Here is a 16,207-nt window from a genome sequence, read left to right as displayed (position 1 = left end):
GACATGGATCTTCCCGAACTTTTGATCATTTACCGTGGCCTGGGCCCTGACGACGTGCTCGCGGCCTCCGACGCCCTCTACGCCACCGGGGTCACGGCCTTTGAGACGACCATGGACAGCCCCGGCGCGCTCACCTCGATCGCCGGGCTGTCGCGACGGTTCGGTGACGCCTTGATCGGCGCGGGCAGCGTACGCACGCCGGCCCACGTCAAGGCCGCCGCGGACGCGGGCGCCGCGTTCCTGCTCTCCCCTCATCTGGACGAGGAGATGGTCGCGGCGACGAAGGCGGCCGGGCTGGTGTCGATACCGGGGGCGTTCACGCCGACCGAGGTCGTCCGGGCGCACGCCGCCGGCGCGGACCTCGTCAAGATCTTCCCCATCGCCCCCGCCGGCGCCGAGTACGTCCGGCAACTGCGCCAGCCGCTGCCCGACGTGCCGCTGCTCGCCACCGGCGGGCTCACCGCCGAGCTCGCCAGGCAGTGCCTGCTGGCCGGCTGCGCGACGGTCGGGGTCGGCGCCGGGCTGATCGACGCGGACGCCGTCAGGGACGGGGACTGGGACCGGCTGGCGCACGGCGCGCTCCGCTACCTGGCCGTGCTGCGCGGCGAGGACCAATGACGCAGGAGGGACAGATCATGCAGGACGACATCTCCGGGGTGCGGCTGAGCGGCCGGCACCATGCCGGTGGCGGGCCCCGTTACGAGGTGGTGGAGCCCGCGACCGGGCGGACGATCGGGCACGTCGCCGCGGGCACCGGCCGCGACGCCGCACGCGCCGTGGACGTCGCCGCCGCCGCGCTGGAGGGATGGCGCAGCACGCCGGCCCCGCGGCGGGGCGCGGTGCTGCGCGCGATCGCCGGGCGGCTGCGCACCGCCGACGGCCTGGCCGAGACGGTCGCGCGCGAAACGGGCAAATGCCTCCGCGAGGCGAGCGCCGAGCTCGCCTTGGCCGCGGACTACTTCGACTGGTACGCCGGGCTGGCGCACACCCTCACCGACCAGGTGCTCTCAGTACGCCCGGGCCTTCGGCACCTCGTACGCACCGGACCGGTGGGCGTGGCCGCCGTCCTGACACCGTGGAACTTCCCCGTCTCCATTCCCGCCCGCAAGATCGCACCCGCGCTGGCCGCCGGCTGCGCCGTGGTCTTCAAGCCTTCCGAGCTGTCGCTGCTGTCCAGCCTCGCCTTCGCCGAGATCTGCGAGGCCGAGCTCCCCGACGGCCTGGTCAACACGGTGGCCGGGGACGGACCGGAGATCACCGGCGTCTGGCTGGACGATCGCCGCGTGCGCCTGCTGCATTTCACCGGTTCCACCGCCGTCGGCCGGAGCATCGCGAAGGCGGCCGGTCCGGCCCTCACGCCGGTGGTCATGGAGCTCGGCGGGCGCGCGCCGTTCATCGTGCTGCCCGACGCCGACCTGGACGACGCGGCGGACACGCTCATGGTGGCGAAGTTCCGCAACAACGGGGCCTCCTGCATCGCCGCGAACAACGTCTGGGTGCACGAGGACGTACGCGAGGAGTTCCTGACCCGCCTGGCCGAACGGGTCTCCCGGTTGGTCCCCGGCGACCCGCTGGACGAGCGTACGACCCTCGGGCCCGTACGTACCCGGGAGATGGCCGACCGCCTGGAAGGCGCCGTCGCCGCGCTCGCTGCGGCGGGCGCGTCCGTGCACCAGGGTGACGGCCCTAGGCGGGACGGCTGGTACGTCGCGCCGACGCTGGTCGTCGATCCGGCGCAGGACCGGCCCGAGTGGCGGGAGGAGGTCTTCGGCCCCATCGCACTGGTCCGCTCGTTCACCGACCTGAAGGAGCCGATCGCCGACGCCTCGGCCACCGCGCATGGCCTGGCCGGCTACGTCTGCACCGGCGACGCCGCCGCGGGTGCGGACCTGCTGGCCCGGCTCGACGTGGGGATCGCGGGCGTCAACGTCGCCACCCCCGCGACGCCGGAGATCCCCTTCGGCGGCCGCGGCGACAGCGGTATCGGCTACGAGGGCGGGCTGCCCGGGCTGCTGCCGTTCCTGGCCCATCAGAGCATCGCGGCGCCCCGCCCATGACGGCGGCCGATCTGGTGCTGGACGCGCGGGCGACGGTGGCGGAGTGCCCGACCTGGGACCCCGGAAGGCAGGCACTGTGGTGGGTGGACATCCCGGCCGGCCGCGTGCACCGCTTCTCCCCCGCCACCGGCGAGGACGTGAGCTTCACGGCGGGTGAGGCCGTCGGGGCCGTGGCCGTCCGCCACGGCGGCGGTCTGCTGCTGGCGACGGCGACGGGCATCGTCGCCTGCGCCGCGGACGGCTCGGGACGTACGGTCCTCCACGCGGTGAGCCCGCCGGGCGGACGGTTCAACGACGGCAAGGCCGACCCATGGGGACGCTTCTGGGCCGGAACCCTGGTCTCCGGCACCCGGGGCGCGGGCACCCTCTACCGCCTCGATCCCGACGGCGCGCTGCGCGCCCTGGTGACCGGCGTCTCGGTCTCCAACGGCCTCGGCTGGAGCCCCGACGGGCGGACGTTCTACTACGCGGACTCCCCCACGGGCGGCGTCGACGCCTTCGACCACGACCCGGAGACAGGCGCGCTCGCGCATCGTCGCCGCCTCATCGACATCGAGCGTGGCCGTCCCGACGGTCTGACGGTCGACGCCGAGGGGTTCGTGTGGGTGGCGCTGTGGGAGGGAGGGGCCGTCCAACGGTACTCGCCGGACGGCCGGCTGACGCGGACCGTCGAGATCCCCGCGCGCAAGGTGACGAGCTGCGCCTTCGGCGGCCCCGGCCTCGGCACGCTGTACGTGACCACCGCCCGCGTGGGCCTGTCCGAGACGGAACTGCGCGAGCAGCCGCACGCCGGAGCGATCTTCTCGGTGCCGGCAGAGGCGCCGGGGCAGGCCCCGGGTGTGTACACCCAAGAGACCGAGGGACCGGCTGCCTCGACCTGACGCCCGGCCGGATCAGAGGATCTTTTCGATGGCCGAGGTGATGGAGGGGTCCTCGGGGGTGGTGCGGGGACGGAAGCGGCCCACCACGTTGCCCTCTCCGTCCACCAGGAACTTCTCGAAGTTCCACTGGATGTCGCCGGCCTCGCCGTCCGCGTCCGGGACGCTCGTCAACTCGGCGTACAGCGGATGCCGGTCCGGGCCGTTGACGTCGGTCTTCTCCAGGAGCGGGAAGTCCACGCCGTACGTCGCCGAGCAGAAGTCCTGAATCTCCTCCGGCGAACCGGGCTCCTGGCCGGCGAACTGGTTGCACGGGACGCCGATCACCGTGAAGCCGCGCGGACCGTACTGTTCCTGCAGCTTGACGAGGCCTGCGTACTGCGGGGTGAGGCCGCAGCGGGAGGCGACGTTCACGACGAGGGCGGCCTTGCCGGCCGACAGCTCGGCCAGGGTGGTCGGGGCGTCCGTGAGGGTACGGAGAGGGATCTCGCTAAGGGTCATGAGAAGACCTTACTGAACGAGTTGCGCCGAAAATGAGACGCAGACCACATTTATCGGGCAAAACCCCTGAAATTGCTATATATCGGAATCTTTACTGGCGATCTTCGTTTGATCCGTCAATTCCCTGTCAAGCGATTCTGTCGGGCACGGTGGCGCGGTCCATGTCCCCCTTCGAAAGGGAACCCGCATGCCCATGCTCCGCCGTACCGGCGTCCTGGTCCTGACCGCCACCCTCGTGGCGGCAGGGGGCGCCTCGGCCGCACAGGCACAGAGCTCCCAGACGAGCGCGAGCAGCAGGAACAAGTCGATCGCCAAGCCCCTGGTGGCGGCGCGCGGCTGGAACAAGGCCCAGTTCAGGTGCTTGGAGAAGCTCTGGGCCCGTGAGAGCGGCTGGAATCACCGGGCGGGCAACCGCTCGTCCGGCGCCTACGGCATCCCGCAGGCGCTCCCCGCCCACAAGATGGCCTCATCGGGCCGCGACTGGCGGACCAACCCCCGCACCCAGATCAAGTGGGGCCTGACCTACATCAAGAAGCGGTACGGCACGCCGTGTCGCGCGTGGGCGCACTTCCAATCCCACCATTGGTACTGAGCCAAACCCCAGGCTTGCCCGATTCTTGTGGCAAGGGCAGACCATAGGCGCGGCGGGCCGGGCAATCCCGTCCCAGCGAGCCGGCCGTTTATCCGTAACGATCACACAAACACCTGTCCTTCGCGTGTCGAGATGTATGACCCGCGGTGACGGCGCGTAATAGGAATCGTGCTAAAGGACACGTCGCGGTGCCCTCCGGGCCGCCCAGCAGGATCGGGCGGAGCAAGATCCCGGAGGGCCGGGCGGACCCTCCACGTCCGAGCCACGGACGCGGACGAGCAGGGCGCGAAAGCTTGTGCGCCTGTCCGCACGCGACCCGACAGCAAGGATCGTCTTGGACAGCAAACGTGTACTCAGCGGCACTCTCATCTCCGTCACCGCGTTCACCGCGTTCGGCGCCACCACGACCGCTTGGTCGGAGTCGGTGCCGCAGGTCCGGACCAGGACCTGGACCACATCGGCGGAGCCGGACATCCCGGCCATCCGGCCGGAAAGCAGGAACAAGAAGATCGCCCTGGACCACGTCGTCCAGCGATCGTGGAACCTTCAGGAGTTCCGCTGCCTGGACAACCTGTGGACCAGAGAGAGCAACTGGAACCACCGCGCGCGCAACAGCTCATCGGGCGCGTACGGCATCCCACAGGCCCTGCCTGCGGGCAAGATGAGCGGCGCGGGCCGCGACTGGAGGTCCAACCCGGAGACGCAGATCCGGTGGGGCCTGACCTACATCAAGGGAAGATACGGCAGGCCGTGCGGCGCATGGGGCCACTTCAGGTCGCACAACTGGTATTGAGTCTCACCGGCTGCGCGCCGAGTGCGCCACAATGGCCTGGATCAGCAGCTCGAGCCCGAATTCGAACTCGGCCTCGTGGTCGCACTCGTCCAGCAGCGGCGCCAGCGAACTGACCTCGGGGAACAGAGCGGCATCGACGCTGTCGGCTTTGATCGTCCTGGTGTGGACGGGCGCGAACGTCGGCGTCACCCCGACCTCGCGCAGCAGCGAGCCCACGATGTAGGCGATGAACATCCGCAAGGTCCTGACCGCGTCCGCCCCGTCGAACCCGGCGCTGCGCAACGTGGCCAGCGCCCGCTCGACGGGTAGCAGGCCGGCCGCGGAGTGGAGCTGGCGGCTGACCACGACCATGGTCGAGCGCGGGTAATGGTGGGCGATCTGCCGGAACGCCCGTGCCTGCATCCGCACGCGGTCGGTCCAGTGCGCGTCGGGGTCGTCGGTGAACTCGATCTTGCTGAGCACCGCCTCGGCCACGCCGTCGAGCAGCACGTCCTTGCTGGGCACGTGGTTGTAGAGGGACATCACGCCGACGCCCAGGTCGGCCGCGATGCGTCGCATGGAGATCGCGTCGGCGCCCTCGCGCTCGATGAGGCCGATGGCCGCGGCGACGATGCGGCTGCGCGACAGGGGCTCCGTGGGCATAGCTCATTCTATTGACGGACGTACGCCGTACGTGCAAGCTCGAACCATGGACGTACGGTGTACGTAACTCCCCCGGAGGTCCCATGTCGACGCACGATCTCTACACCATCCCCGCCGAGCTCTCCACCTGGGACGTGCGGATGGCCGGCAGCAGCCGGTTCACCTGGGAGTACGACGACGGCCGAGATCGCATGCTGGCCCTGTATCAGAAGGGCAAGGACAAGCAGTGGGACTCGACCAAGCGCATCGACTGGGACCTCGAGGTCGACCCGTACAACGTGCTCGGGATCCCCGACCAGACGATCGCCATCTACGGCACCCCGCTGTGGGAGCGGATGGGCGAGCAGACCCGCCGGGAGGTGCGCCTGCACGGCGCGGCCTGGCAGTTCTCCCAGTTCCTGCACGGCGAGCAGGGCGCGATGATCTGCTCGGCCAAGATCGTGGAGTCGGTCCCCGACCTGGACTCCAAGTTCTACGCGGCCACGCAGACCATGGACGAGGCCCGCCACGCCGAGACGTACGCCCGGTTCCTGCAGGAGAAGGTGGGGCTGGCGTACCCGATCAACGAGCATCTCAAGGCGCTGCTGGACAGCACGCTGACCGACTCGCGCTGGGACATGCCGTACCTGGGCATGCAGGTCCTCATCGAGGGGCTGGCCTTGGCCGCGTTCGGGGTGATGCGCGACATCACGACCAAGCCGCTGCCCAAGCAGATCCTCGCGTACGTGATGCAGGACGAGGCCAGGCACGTCGCCTTCGGCCGGATGGCGCTGCGCGACTACTACAGGAGCCTGTCGGAGAGCGAGCTGCGCGAGCGCGAGGACTTCGTCATCGAGGGTTGTTACCTGATGCGCGACCGGCTGCGCGGCAAGGAGACCTGGGAGTACCTAGGCCTGTCGACATCCGAGGTCGACGAGGCCATGGAGGCGACCGAGCACTCGGAGTACCTGAGGTTGTTCCGGTCGCTGCTGTTCAGCAGGATCGTGCCGTGCGTCAAGGACATCGGGCTGTGGAGCCCGCGGCTGCAGCAGGCGTACGCGGAGATGGGCGTGCTGGAGATGGCCGGCCAGTCGCTCGAGGCGCTGATAAACCAGGACGAGGAGATCGCCGACAAGCTCGACGCGGAGCGCTTCGCGCAGGAGGAGACCGAGCGGCACACCGAGGTCGCCGAGACGATCGCGCTCGGCCAGGAGTCCTAGCCACGTGGCCCGCGGCTGGAAGCCGGTCAGCCGCCGCTGTGGAAGCGGCGGTGCAGGTCGCGTACCTCATCCGCCAGCTCGGGCACAGGTCCCTCCACCTCCACGCCGGGCGCGACGTCGTTGATCGGCAGCGTGCGGACCGGTGGCGCGGGCACGCCGAGCTCGGACAGCCAGGCGGCGAGCTGCTCCGAGGACGCCACGTACACGATCCGTCCCAGCCCCACCCAGGCGTGGGCGGCCGCGCACATCGGGCAGTGCTCGCCGGAGGTGTAGACGGTGGCCGCGGCCCGCTCCTGCGGCGTCAGGTGCGCCGCCGACCAGCGGGCCAGCGCGAACTCCGGATGCTGGGTGCGATCTCCGGACGCCACGCGGTTGTGGTCCTCGGCCAGGACGGCGCCGTCGCCGGAGACGAGCACGGAGCCGAACGGCTCGTCGCCCACCTCCAGGGCCCGCGTGGCCAGCTCGACGCAGCGGCGCAGGTGCGGCAGGTCTGATTCGTTGATCACGAGTCCCTCATCCTACGCCTCATCACCATGAGCGTAACGGCCCGCCCGAAAGGGCATGATTCCTCACGTTTTCCCACGTCAGGCACAGGAAACGCACCTCCGCGCCACCAAAAATGGCTTGATCTCGCGTACTAACCTAGAAGTGATGCCTCCCGATACGCACACACCTCGCCGTCCCCTGCTGTCCTCCAACTCCCTGTGGCGGATGAAGTCCTACCTCCGCCCCTACGTCACCAGATTGGTCTTCATCTGGCTGGCCGCGATCGTCGGCATCGGAGCCGGCATCGCCCTCCCCCTCATCAGCGAGAGGGTCATCGACGGTCCCATCGCCCACGGCGACTCCGACGGGCTGCTCCCGCTCGGGTTGCTCGCGATCGGCGTCGGCGTCGTCGAGGCCCTGCTGATCTTGCTCAGACGGTGGGCTCAGGTCAAACCGGTGCTCGGCCTGGAGACCGCCATCCGTGACGACCTCTACGAGCACCTGCAGCGCCTGCCCATGGGCTTCCACGGGGAGTGGCAGTCCGGCCAGCTTTTATCCCGGGCGACGACCGACCTGTCGACGATCCGCCGCTTCCTCGGCTTCGGGATGTTGTTCCTGGTCATGAACATCCTGCAGCTGATCACGGTGACCGTGCTGCTGCTGAACAAGTACTGGCCGCTCGGGCTGCTGGTGCTGGCCTCATCCGTGCCGATCGTCTGGACGTCGCTGCGTTTCGAGAAGCGCTACATCAGGATCTCCCGCCAGGTGCAGGACGAGCAGGGCGACCTCGCCACGCTCGTCGAGGAGTCCGCGCTCGGCATCCGCACCATCAAGGCGTTCGGCCGCCGCCACCACGTCTACGACCGCTATGACGACGCCGCGCTCAAGGTCTACGGCACGTCGATGGACAAGGCGCGCCTGTCGGCGAAGTTCTTCGCCTTCCTCGAGGTGATCCCCAACATCACGCTGGCCATGGTGCTGCTGCTCGGCGCGCTGGCCGTCGGTTCCGGCGCGCTGACGCTGGGCGCGCTGGTCGCGTTCACCACGCTGATGCTGCAGCTGGTGTGGCCGATCGCCAGCCTCGGCTACATCCTGGCCATGGGCCAGGAGGCCATGACCTCGGCCGACCGGCTCATGGAGGTCATGGACACCGTCCCGGCCATCGAAGGCGGGACGGACACGATCGCCAGGCCGCGCGGCCACCTGCGCTTCGAAGGCGTCGGGTTCCGCTTCCCCGGCGCGGACCGGCCAGTGCTGCACGACGTCTGGCTGGACGTGCGCCCCGGCGAGACGGTGGCGATCGTGGGCGCGACCGGCGCGGGCAAGACGACGCTGACCGCGCTGGTGCCCCGGCTGATCGACCCCACCGACGGCCGGGTCACGATCGACGGGCACGACGTGCGCGACCTGGAGCTCACCACGCTGCGATCGGTGGTGGCCACCGCGTTCGAAGAGCCGACGCTGTTCTCGATGAGCGTGCGCGAGAATCTCACGCTCGGCCGGCTGGACGCCACCGAGGAGGAGCTGGCCGACGCCATCCAGACGGCGCAGGCCATGTTCGTGTACGACCTGCCATGGGGCCTCGACACCCGCATCGGCGAGCAGGGCCTGTCCCTGTCCGGCGGCCAGCGGCAGCGCCTGGCCCTGGCCAGGGCGGTGCTCAGCAAGCCGCGGATTCTCGTGCTCGACGACACGTTGTCCGCGCTCGACGTGGAGACCGAGGCGCTGGTGGAAGAGGCGCTGCGGCATGTGTTGCGCGACGCCACCGGCATCGTGGTCGCCCACCGGGCCTCCACCGTGCTGCTGGCCGACAAGGTGGCGCTGCTGCGCGACGGCACGATCACGCACGTCGGGCAGCACCACGAGCTGCTGGCCGACGTGCCCGAATACCGGCAGTTGCTGGCCCAGGACGCCGACCTGGACGACGCGTCGGAAGGAGCGCTGCGATGACGACGACGACCACGCCGACCTCGGCGTCCTGGCGCGGCGTCGCCTCCGAGGAGCAGGACGAGCTCTCGGAGAAGGTCTCCATCCTGCTGCGGGCGCGCTCCCGCCGGCTCCTCGGCGACCTGCTCAAGCCGTACCGGAAGCAGATCGCGCTGCTCGTGGCGATCATCGTGGTGTCCAACGCGGCCGGGCTCGCCATCCCCTTCCTGGTCTCGGTCGGCATCGACGAGGGCATTCCGCCGATCACCCGCGGGTCGGGCGCGGCGATCCTGCTGACCGTGGTCGGGGTGATCCTGGCCGCGGCCGTGACGCAGGCCCTGACCCGGCAGGCGTTCCTGCGGCTGTCGGGCAAGATCGGCCAGAGCACCCTGCTGGAGCTGCGCAGGAGGGTGTTCGACCACTTCCAGCGGCTGTCGTTGAGCTTCCACGAGCGATACACGTCCGGGCGGGTCATCTCGCGGCTGACCTCGGACATCGAGGCCATCGCCGAGTTGCTGCAGTCCGGGTTCGACGCGCTGGTCAAGGCTGTGCTGACCATGGTGGGCACGGCCGTGCTGCTGCTGATCCTGGACGTGCACCTGGGCCTGGTCGCGCTGATCCCGCTGCCGCTGCTGGTGTTTTTCACGCGGTGGTTCCGGCGGCAGTCGGCGCTCGTCTACCGGCGTACGCGGGAGACGGTGGCGCTGGTGATCGTGCACTTCGTGGAGTCGATGACCGGCATCCGCGCCGTGCAGGCCTTTCGCCGCGAGCCCCGCAACCAGGAGATCTTCCAGCAGCTGAACGACGACTACCGGGGCGCCAACGCCAGCAGCATGCGGCTCGGCGCGACGTTCATGACCGGCATCAAGCTGATCGGCAACCTGACGATCGGCGGGGTGCTGCTCTACGGCGGCTGGCTGGCGCTCCAGGGTGAGGTCAAGGTCGGCGTGCTGGCCGCATTCCTGCTGTATCTGCGCCAGTTCTACGAGCCGATGCAGGAGGTCAGCCAGTTCTACAACACGCTGCAGTCGGCGGGCGCGGCGCTGGAGAAGTTGTCCGGCGTGCTGGAGGAGGAGCCGTCGGTGCCCGAGCCGCGCAAGCCGCAGCCGCTGCCGCAGGGCAGGGCGCGCGGCAAGGTGCGCTTCGAGGGCGTCAGGTTCGCCTACGTCGAGGAGATGCCGATCCTGCCGGGGCTCGACCTGACGGTCCCGGCCGGGCAGAGCGTGGCGCTGGTCGGGGCGACGGGCGCGGGCAAGACGACGCTGGCCAAGCTGATCTCCCGCTTCTACGACCCGACCGAGGGCCGGGTGCTGCTGGACGGCGTTGATCTGCGGACACTGGACGAGCCGACGCTGCGCCAGGCCGTGGTCATGGTGACGCAGGAGAACTTCCTGTTCAGCGGCACGGTCGCGGACAACATCAGGTTCGGCCGACCGGAGGCGACCGATCGTCAGGTGCGCGAGGCGGCCAAGGCGATCGGCGCCCACGAGTTCATTTCCGGCCTGCCCGACGGATACGACACCGAGGTCGGCAAGCGCGGCGGCCGCATGTCCGCCGGCCAGCGGCAGCTCGTCGCATTCGCCCGGGCGTTCCTGGCCGATCCGGCCGTGCTGATCCTGGACGAGGCGACCTCCAGCCTCGACGTGCCGAGCGAGCGCCTGGTGCAGCGCGCGCTGCGGACGATCCTGGCCGACCGCACGGCGCTGATCATCGCGCACCGGCTGTCCACCGTGGAGATCGCCGACCGGGTGCTGGTCATGGAGCGAGGCGAGATCGTCGAGGACGGGCCACCGGCCCGGCTCATCGCCGCCTCGGGCCGCTTCGCCGGTCTGCACCAGGCCTGGCTGGACAGTCTCAGCAGCTAGGCGACCAGTGGCCGACCGGACAGCGGTGTCCACTCAGCGGACGCCCTGTCCGGCTCGGCCACCTCCCGCACATGCCTGCGACACTCGCCGTCAGGCAATCCTCACCGTGTGTCAGGTTGCCAGTAGAGTGGACGCGGCACCGGGCTGAGCAGCGGGGTCGGATCGGGCGCCGCCGGTTTCTCCGGCGGGATCAACTCCGGATGACGCGACAGGTAGCCCTCAGGGAAGGTGGTGCTGTCCTGGCGACGGCACCGCGGGCAGATGGCGCCCGGCGACGGCGGCGGCACGGGCAGCCCATTGCGCAACCAGATCTCCGCTTCGTTGCCGTGCTGATCGTCGACGTGCCTGACCAGGTATTCCTCTTCCCAGACGTGCCAGCAACTGCGGCACTCGAACGGCACGATCCTGCGTTCTTCTTCCAACGAGGTCACCCCCTTGCTTCGAGTTTCCGCCTGCTCGCCGGAATCTCGCAAGCGGACTCACCGAATGGTGAACACAAAGGTCAGGGCACCCGCGACCACGCTGAGCGTGCCCAGCCAGGCGAAGACCACGTCCAGTCCGGGGTCCAGCGGCCTGCCGCCGTGCAGTGCCGCCTGCACCCGCCGGAACCGGGTCCTGGTCCTGATGAGCAGCACGCCGCCGCACAGCGCGGCCAGCGCGAAGACCACGACCGCGAGGGCCGGCAGGCCGCTCCTGGCCGCCAGCCCGGTCGCGCCGAGCCCGCCGGTGGCCAGAGCCACGGCCGTGCGCACCCACGCGAGCCTGGTGCGCTCGCTCTGTAGCCCGCGATCCCAGACCTCCTCTTCGCGAGTCATCCTCGCCGCCTCATGCTGAGAGGATGATGAGAATCAGGGCGATCACGGCCACGGCGGCCACGCCGTAGCCGAAGACGGCGGCGAGCGCGGGCGGCGGCAGCGGCGTCTGGTTGCGCAGCGCTCGCTGGATGTTGCGCCAGCGCGGGTAGGCCATGCCCGCGGCCAGCGCGGAGAGCGTGACGAGCACGACGGCGAGTGCGGTACGGATCCATGGCACGAACACGTCGGCAGGCACCGCCGCCATGGCCACCCCACCCGCACTGAGCGCCAGCGCCGTGCTCAGCCAGGTGAGGAAGGTTCGTTCATTGGCCAAGGTAAAACGCGGGTCGGGTTCCATAGGAAAAACGATATTTCGTCCCCATTTCCCCTAGAGAAGCCGGGATTCAGCTCTCAGCCGGTGCAGGCCTTGGTCACCTTCTCCACGTACGCGGCTCCCTCGGTGGCGACCTTCTGCGTCGCGTCGACGGCGTCGTTGACGTCATTGACAGTGATGCCGCCCAGGGTCTTGGCGAGGTCGTCGGAGGCTTGCTTGATCGTGGTGTTGGTGGCCTTGTCCGCCACGTCGTTGAGCTTGGCCGCGGCGTCGTCCAGGGCCTTGTCCATGGCTTGGGGGTCGTTGGTGAGGTTGGCGATCTGGGCGCCCAGCTCGCTGACGATCTTCGGTGCCTCCAGGCACGCCTGGGCCTTGTCGATGGTCTGATTAACCTCGCCGCACCCGGCGGCGGCGGCGATGCAGAGGGCGAAGGCGGCGAGGGGCACGAACCGGCTCTTGTGGAGTCGCATACTTCGACCCTACCCAAGCACCCCGGATCAGCGGCTGACTCCGACTGCACGGGCCTCCACCAGCTTGCATATCGGAATGACTATGGTTCGGTGTCTGATATCGCTATTAGACATACGGAGATCTCATCTGCTTTGCTCCTGCCCTCTGACAGGCGAGAGCAAGGACACGTGACATGCGAAACCTCCGCACCCATCGGCTGGCGGCGGCCACCGCCCTGGCGGTCTCCCTCGTGGCAGGCCTCGGCGCAGGTCCGGCCTCGGCCGCGAGCCTGGCGACCGCGCCGGCGGTGTCCAGCGAGGCCCAGGTCAGCGTCAGGAAGGAGCTGAGCGCGCTGGAGAAGGCCTTCAACGGCCGCATCGGCGCGTACGCCCTCGACACCGCCACGGGCAAGACCGTGACGTACCGGGCGGGTGAACGCTTCCCGCTGTTGTCGACGTTCAAGGCCATGGCCTGCGCGGCCGTGCTGCACAAGGCGCGCACCTCCGAGCCTGGGCTGATGAGCAAGGTCATCCACTGGACGGCCGACGAGGTGCTGGACTACTCACCGGTCACCGCGAAGCACGTCAAGGACGGGCTGACCGTGACCCAGCTGTGTGAGGCGACCATCACGGTGAGCGACAACACCGCGGGCAACTTGATCCTCAAGCAGATCGGCGGCCCCGCCGGTCTGACCGCGTACTTCCGTTCGCTCAAGGACCCGATCTCCCGCCTGGACCGCTACGAGCCCGGGTTGAACGACTGGACGCCGAAGGACAAGCGCGACACCACCACCCCCGCGGCGATCGGCCGTGATCTGCGCGTGCTGACCAGCGGCAGCGCGCTGCACGCCAAGGATCGGGAGCAGCTCAACGCCTGGCTGATCGCCACCAAGACCGGCGACGCGCGTATCCGGGCGGGCCTGCCCAAGACCTGGACGATCGGCGACAAGACCGGCACCAACTCCACGGGATTCGGCGGTGGGAACGACATCGCCGTCATCTGGCCCGAGAAGGGCGCCGCTCCCATCATCATGGCGATCTACACCAACCGCTCCCCCGGTCTCGCCACCGACGACAAGACGATCGCGAAGACCGCGACGGTCCTGGCCCGCGGGCTCGGCAAGCTCTGATGTCCGGTCGGGGGAGGAAGATCGTACGTCTCGCCGCCGCGGGCGCGGCGGCGGGCGTGCTCATGGCCGGGATCGCGGTGCCGGCCGTCGGGGGCGCGGGCTTCGGGCTGGTGGCGGCGGCCGGGGAGGTCGATCTCGAGCCGGCCGACCTGGTGGAGCCGCCGCAAGCCGAGGTCACGATCGTGCGGGACGCCAAGGGGAACGTGATCGCGCGGTTCTACGAGGAGTACCGCGAGATCGTCGGTCTCGACGACATCGCCGAGGTCATGAAGACCGCGATCGTCGCGATCGAGGACTACCGCTTCTACGAGCACGGCGCCATCGACATCGAGGGCACGCTCCGCGCGCTGGCCACGAACCTGCAGGCGGGCCGGGTGAGCCAGGGCGGTTCGAGCATCACGCAGCAGTACGTCAAGCAGGTGCTGCTCAACTCCGCCGGCACCGAGCGGGAGCGAAACGCGGCGCTGGAGGCCACCTACGCGCGCCGGCGTCAAGGCCGCCGACCTGACCCTGCCGCAGGCGGCGACGCTGGCGGGCGGCGTACAGGACCCCAACGCCACCGACCCCAACCTCGGCAGGAAGCACCGGGAACGGCTCCTGAACCGCCGCAACGTCGTGCTGAACCGGATGGCGGAGCTGGGCAAGATCACCCCAGCACGAGATCCTCAGCAATCCCGACTTCGGCAAGACGGCCGAGGCCCGCCTGGCGACCCTCAACCGCGGCGGACTGACGATCAGGACCACGGTGGACCCGGCCATGCAGGCGGCCGCCGACCGGATCGTCCGGACGTACGTGCGCGCCTCCGATGCCCCGGTCGCCGCCGAGGCCCTGGTCCATCCGGGCACCGGGGCGATCAAGGCGATGGCCGCCAGTAGGCCGTACGGTCCTCGCAAGGCGCGGAACGAGATCTCGTACAACGTCGTCGCGGACGCCGCCCACGGCGGCGGGGCCGGCTTCCAGGCCGGCTCCACGTTCAAGACTTTCACCCTGATCAGTGCGCTGGAGCAGGGCATGAAGCTTGACGACGGCCTCACCGCGGGCGCCGGCTACCGGGCGCCCGGCTACGCGACGTTCAAGAACTGCAAGGGCGAGAACATCGGCGACCCCACCCACACGGTCACCAACGACGAGGGTTCGCCGCGGTGGAAGACGCTGCGGACCGGCACCTGGGGTTCGGTGAACACGTTCTTCATGGAGTTGGCAGCGGGTCGGGCTCTGCGAGACCGTCACGACGGCCAAGGCGCTGGGCATCCATCGCGCGGACGGGCAACGGCTCCAGGAGTATGAGACGTTCACGCTCGGCATCAACGAGATGGACCCGGTGACGGTGTCCGCGGCGTACGCGGCGATCGGGGCGCGCGGGAAGTTCTGCGCGCCGATGGCGATCACCCGCATCACCAACCGCGACGGGAACACCACCCGTTACCGGCCGAAATGCCGCCAGGCTCTCGACCCGGCCGTCGCGGACGCCACCGCCGACGTGCTGTCAGGTGTGTTCACCAAGGGCACGATGCGCGGCATCGGCGGGATCGGGCGCGACGCGGCGGGCAAGACCGGCACCACCGACGACTACGCGACCGCCTGGTTCGCCGGGTTCACCCCGGATCTGGCGGGGGCGGTGAGCATCGGAGATCCGCGCGGGTCGCAGCGGCACAAGCTGGTTGGGGTGACGATCGGCGGGCGGTACTACGGGGTGGTGGCGGGGTCCAGCCTTCCCGGGCCGATCTGGAAGGACACGATGGTGGCGGCGCTGAAGAGCGTCGAACCGTCATCGTTCCCGCCTATCGATTCGGCGCGGTTCGGCGCGGTTCGGCGGCTGCGGGCGGCACTGCCGGCCTGAGCCGCGGGACACCGGCTCCGGGCGTGACAACGATCAGGAAGACACCGGTTTGGCGACCAACGGCAGCCGGCAGGACACGGACGTCGAGGCCTCTGACGAATGACCACACCTCACGCTGCGCGGCAAGATCACGGTCGATGAGGCCGTGGCGAACTTCCCGAACCGGACAACGAGTGCTCGCAACTGCTTCGGCGAGCCAGAGTGGAAGGAGGGCGGAGATGAGTGATCAGATCCATCTACGGATCGGCGCCGAGCCGTGGTGTCCGGCAGATACCGCGAAGCTCGACAAGATCCTCAACCACTACGACATTCCACTCGCTGGGATCATCCAGCAGCACCGCAGGTATTACATCTTCGAGTGCCTGGATGGCCACGGGAACACGTCGAACCTGTGGGCCTATGCCGAGATCAGCCGACAGGAACGACGCCAGCTCCTTAAGGCGAAGGGCCAGAGTGAGCTCTCGCGGCTGTTCACCTCCATCCTCAAGTCCCGGTCGTTCACTGCTGCCGTGGCCATCGATCATGGACTGGAGATGGCCGCGACAGTCGACCAGCACGACCGGGCGCCGGTCAAGGCTGCATCGACGGCGATCACGCGTAAGGCCGACACCGTTCGCGCTGTGGACGGCCTCGCCGCCTGCTGAGTGAGAAGGCCTATATGTCCAACGGGTGGAAACCGCCCAACGACCTGGGGTCTGGGGATCGGAAGATCCCCAGCCG

20 protein-coding genes are annotated in these 16,207 nt (G+C 69.3%); 13 read left to right on the top strand and 7 right to left on the bottom strand.

Going from position 1 to position 16,207, the window contains the following annotated elements:
• The first annotated feature begins 3 nt into the window (after window positions 1–3).
• From OHA25_RS29505 to OHA25_RS29495, 3 genes are read left to right on the top strand one after another with little or no spacing between them, the layout of a single operon-like run.
• On the top strand, window positions 4–618 hold the full coding sequence (locus tag OHA25_RS29505; RefSeq protein WP_327590695.1) for a bifunctional 4-hydroxy-2-oxoglutarate aldolase/2-dehydro-3-deoxy-phosphogluconate aldolase: 615 nt from the start codon (window positions 4–6) through the stop codon (window positions 616–618).
• A gap of 17 nt (window positions 619–635) precedes the next feature.
• Window positions 636–2,057, top strand: coding sequence for an aldehyde dehydrogenase family protein (locus OHA25_RS29500; protein WP_327590694.1), 1,422 nt, complete (start codon window positions 636–638; stop codon window positions 2,055–2,057).
• Window positions 2,054–2,938 carry an SMP-30/gluconolactonase/LRE family protein gene (locus tag OHA25_RS29495; protein ID WP_327590693.1) on the top strand — a complete coding sequence of 295 codons (885 nt, stop codon included), beginning with the start codon at window positions 2,054–2,056 and terminating at the stop codon, window positions 2,936–2,938. The genes OHA25_RS29500 and OHA25_RS29495 overlap by 4 nt, the downstream gene beginning before the upstream one ends.
• A gap of 12 nt (window positions 2,939–2,950) precedes the next feature.
• Here the strand turns inward: OHA25_RS29495 and OHA25_RS29490 are convergent, their stop codons facing one another.
• A complete protein-coding gene (locus OHA25_RS29490) occupies window positions 2,951–3,436 on the bottom strand; it encodes a glutathione peroxidase (protein ID WP_327590692.1) in 486 nt (161 codons plus the stop codon).
• Between the two features lie 187 nt (window positions 3,437–3,623).
• Here OHA25_RS29490 and OHA25_RS29485 point away from each other — a divergent pair, with 187 nt between their 5' ends.
• Together OHA25_RS29485 and OHA25_RS29480 are read left to right on the top strand one after the other, a co-directional pair.
• Window positions 3,624–4,028, top strand: coding sequence for a transglycosylase SLT domain-containing protein (locus OHA25_RS29485; protein ID WP_327590691.1), 405 nt, complete (start codon window positions 3,624–3,626; stop codon window positions 4,026–4,028).
• Window positions 4,029–4,362: 334 nt separating this feature from the next.
• A complete protein-coding gene (locus OHA25_RS29480) occupies window positions 4,363–4,821 on the top strand; it encodes a transglycosylase SLT domain-containing protein (protein WP_327590690.1) in 459 nt (152 codons plus the stop codon).
• Between the two features lie 3 nt (window positions 4,822–4,824).
• Here OHA25_RS29480 and OHA25_RS29475 read toward each other — a convergent pair whose 3' ends face one another.
• A complete protein-coding gene (locus OHA25_RS29475) occupies window positions 4,825–5,463 on the bottom strand; it encodes a TetR/AcrR family transcriptional regulator (RefSeq protein WP_327590689.1) in 639 nt (212 codons plus the stop codon).
• Between the two features lie 83 nt (window positions 5,464–5,546).
• On the opposite strand from OHA25_RS29475, the gene OHA25_RS29470 reads away from it, so the two are divergent.
• Window positions 5,547–6,662: a ferritin-like domain-containing protein gene (locus OHA25_RS29470; protein ID WP_327590688.1), complete on the top strand. Its 1,116-nt coding sequence runs from the start codon at window positions 5,547–5,549 to the stop codon at window positions 6,660–6,662.
• A 26-nt stretch (window positions 6,663–6,688) separates the two neighbouring features.
• On the opposite strand, the gene OHA25_RS29465 is transcribed toward OHA25_RS29470, so the two are convergent.
• Window positions 6,689–7,168 (bottom strand): nucleoside deaminase, encoded by a 480-nt coding sequence (locus tag OHA25_RS29465; protein WP_327590687.1) that lies wholly within the window; start codon window positions 7,166–7,168, stop codon window positions 6,689–6,691.
• 145 nt (window positions 7,169–7,313) lie between these two features.
• Between OHA25_RS29465 and OHA25_RS29460 the strand changes: the two genes are divergently transcribed.
• Both OHA25_RS29460 and OHA25_RS29455 read left to right on the top strand, forming a co-directional pair.
• Window positions 7,314–9,098, top strand: a complete 1,785-nt coding sequence (locus tag OHA25_RS29460; protein ID WP_327590686.1) for an ABC transporter ATP-binding protein — start codon at window positions 7,314–7,316, stop codon at window positions 9,096–9,098.
• The gene (locus OHA25_RS29455) at window positions 9,095–10,939 is read left to right on the top strand and encodes an ABC transporter ATP-binding protein (protein WP_327590685.1); all 1,845 of its coding nucleotides are present in this window, start codon (window positions 9,095–9,097) and stop codon (window positions 10,937–10,939) included. The genes OHA25_RS29460 and OHA25_RS29455 overlap by 4 nt, the downstream gene beginning before the upstream one ends.
• 101 nt (window positions 10,940–11,040) lie before the next feature.
• Here the strand turns inward: OHA25_RS29455 and OHA25_RS29450 are convergent, their stop codons facing one another.
• The 4 genes from OHA25_RS29450 to OHA25_RS29435 form a co-directional block, all read right to left on the bottom strand.
• Window positions 11,041–11,370, bottom strand: coding sequence for a hypothetical protein (locus OHA25_RS29450; protein ID WP_327590684.1), 330 nt, complete (start codon window positions 11,368–11,370; stop codon window positions 11,041–11,043).
• A 48-nt stretch (window positions 11,371–11,418) separates the two neighbouring features.
• Window positions 11,419–11,754 carry a DUF202 domain-containing protein gene (locus tag OHA25_RS29445; protein ID WP_327590683.1) on the bottom strand — a complete coding sequence of 112 codons (336 nt, stop codon included), beginning with the start codon at window positions 11,752–11,754 and terminating at the stop codon, window positions 11,419–11,421.
• Between the two features lie 10 nt (window positions 11,755–11,764).
• Window positions 11,765–12,067, bottom strand: coding sequence for a YidH family protein (locus tag OHA25_RS29440; protein WP_327590682.1), 303 nt, complete (start codon window positions 12,065–12,067; stop codon window positions 11,765–11,767).
• 77 nt (window positions 12,068–12,144) lie between these two features.
• Complete coding sequence (locus OHA25_RS29435) at window positions 12,145–12,537, bottom strand: hypothetical protein (protein ID WP_327590681.1); 393 nt, start codon at window positions 12,535–12,537, stop codon at window positions 12,145–12,147.
• A gap of 173 nt (window positions 12,538–12,710) precedes the next feature.
• Here OHA25_RS29435 and bla point away from each other — a divergent pair, with 173 nt between their 5' ends.
• The 5 genes from bla (at window position 12,711) to OHA25_RS29410 (ending at window position 16,131) form a co-directional block, all read left to right on the top strand.
• Window positions 12,711–13,646, top strand: a complete 936-nt coding sequence (gene bla / locus OHA25_RS29430; protein ID WP_327590680.1) for a class A beta-lactamase — start codon at window positions 12,711–12,713, stop codon at window positions 13,644–13,646.
• The gene (locus OHA25_RS29425; RefSeq protein WP_327590679.1) at window positions 13,646–14,377 is read left to right on the top strand and encodes a biosynthetic peptidoglycan transglycosylase; all 732 of its coding nucleotides are present in this window, start codon (window positions 13,646–13,648) and stop codon (window positions 14,375–14,377) included. Before bla ends, OHA25_RS29425 begins: the two co-directional genes overlap by 1 nt.
• A gap of 14 nt (window positions 14,378–14,391) precedes the next feature.
• Window positions 14,392–14,934 (top strand): penicillin-binding transpeptidase domain-containing protein, encoded by a 543-nt coding sequence (locus OHA25_RS29420; protein ID WP_327590678.1) that lies wholly within the window; start codon window positions 14,392–14,394, stop codon window positions 14,932–14,934.
• Window positions 14,935–14,959: 25 nt separating this feature from the next.
• Window positions 14,960–15,487: a penicillin-binding transpeptidase domain-containing protein gene (locus OHA25_RS29415; protein ID WP_327590677.1), complete on the top strand. Its 528-nt coding sequence runs from the start codon at window positions 14,960–14,962 to the stop codon at window positions 15,485–15,487.
• Window positions 15,488–15,705: 218 nt separating this feature from the next.
• Entirely contained in the window at window positions 15,706–16,131 is a 426-nt protein-coding gene (locus tag OHA25_RS29410; protein ID WP_327590676.1) for a hypothetical protein, read from the top strand.
• Window positions 16,132–16,207 lie beyond the last annotated feature (76 nt).

The sequence above is a fragment of the Nonomuraea sp. NBC_00507 genome, from assembly GCF_036013525.1.
Lineage (GTDB): Bacteria > Actinomycetota > Actinomycetes > Streptosporangiales > Streptosporangiaceae > Nonomuraea.
This window is presented reverse-complemented; position numbering and strand designations above follow the sequence as displayed.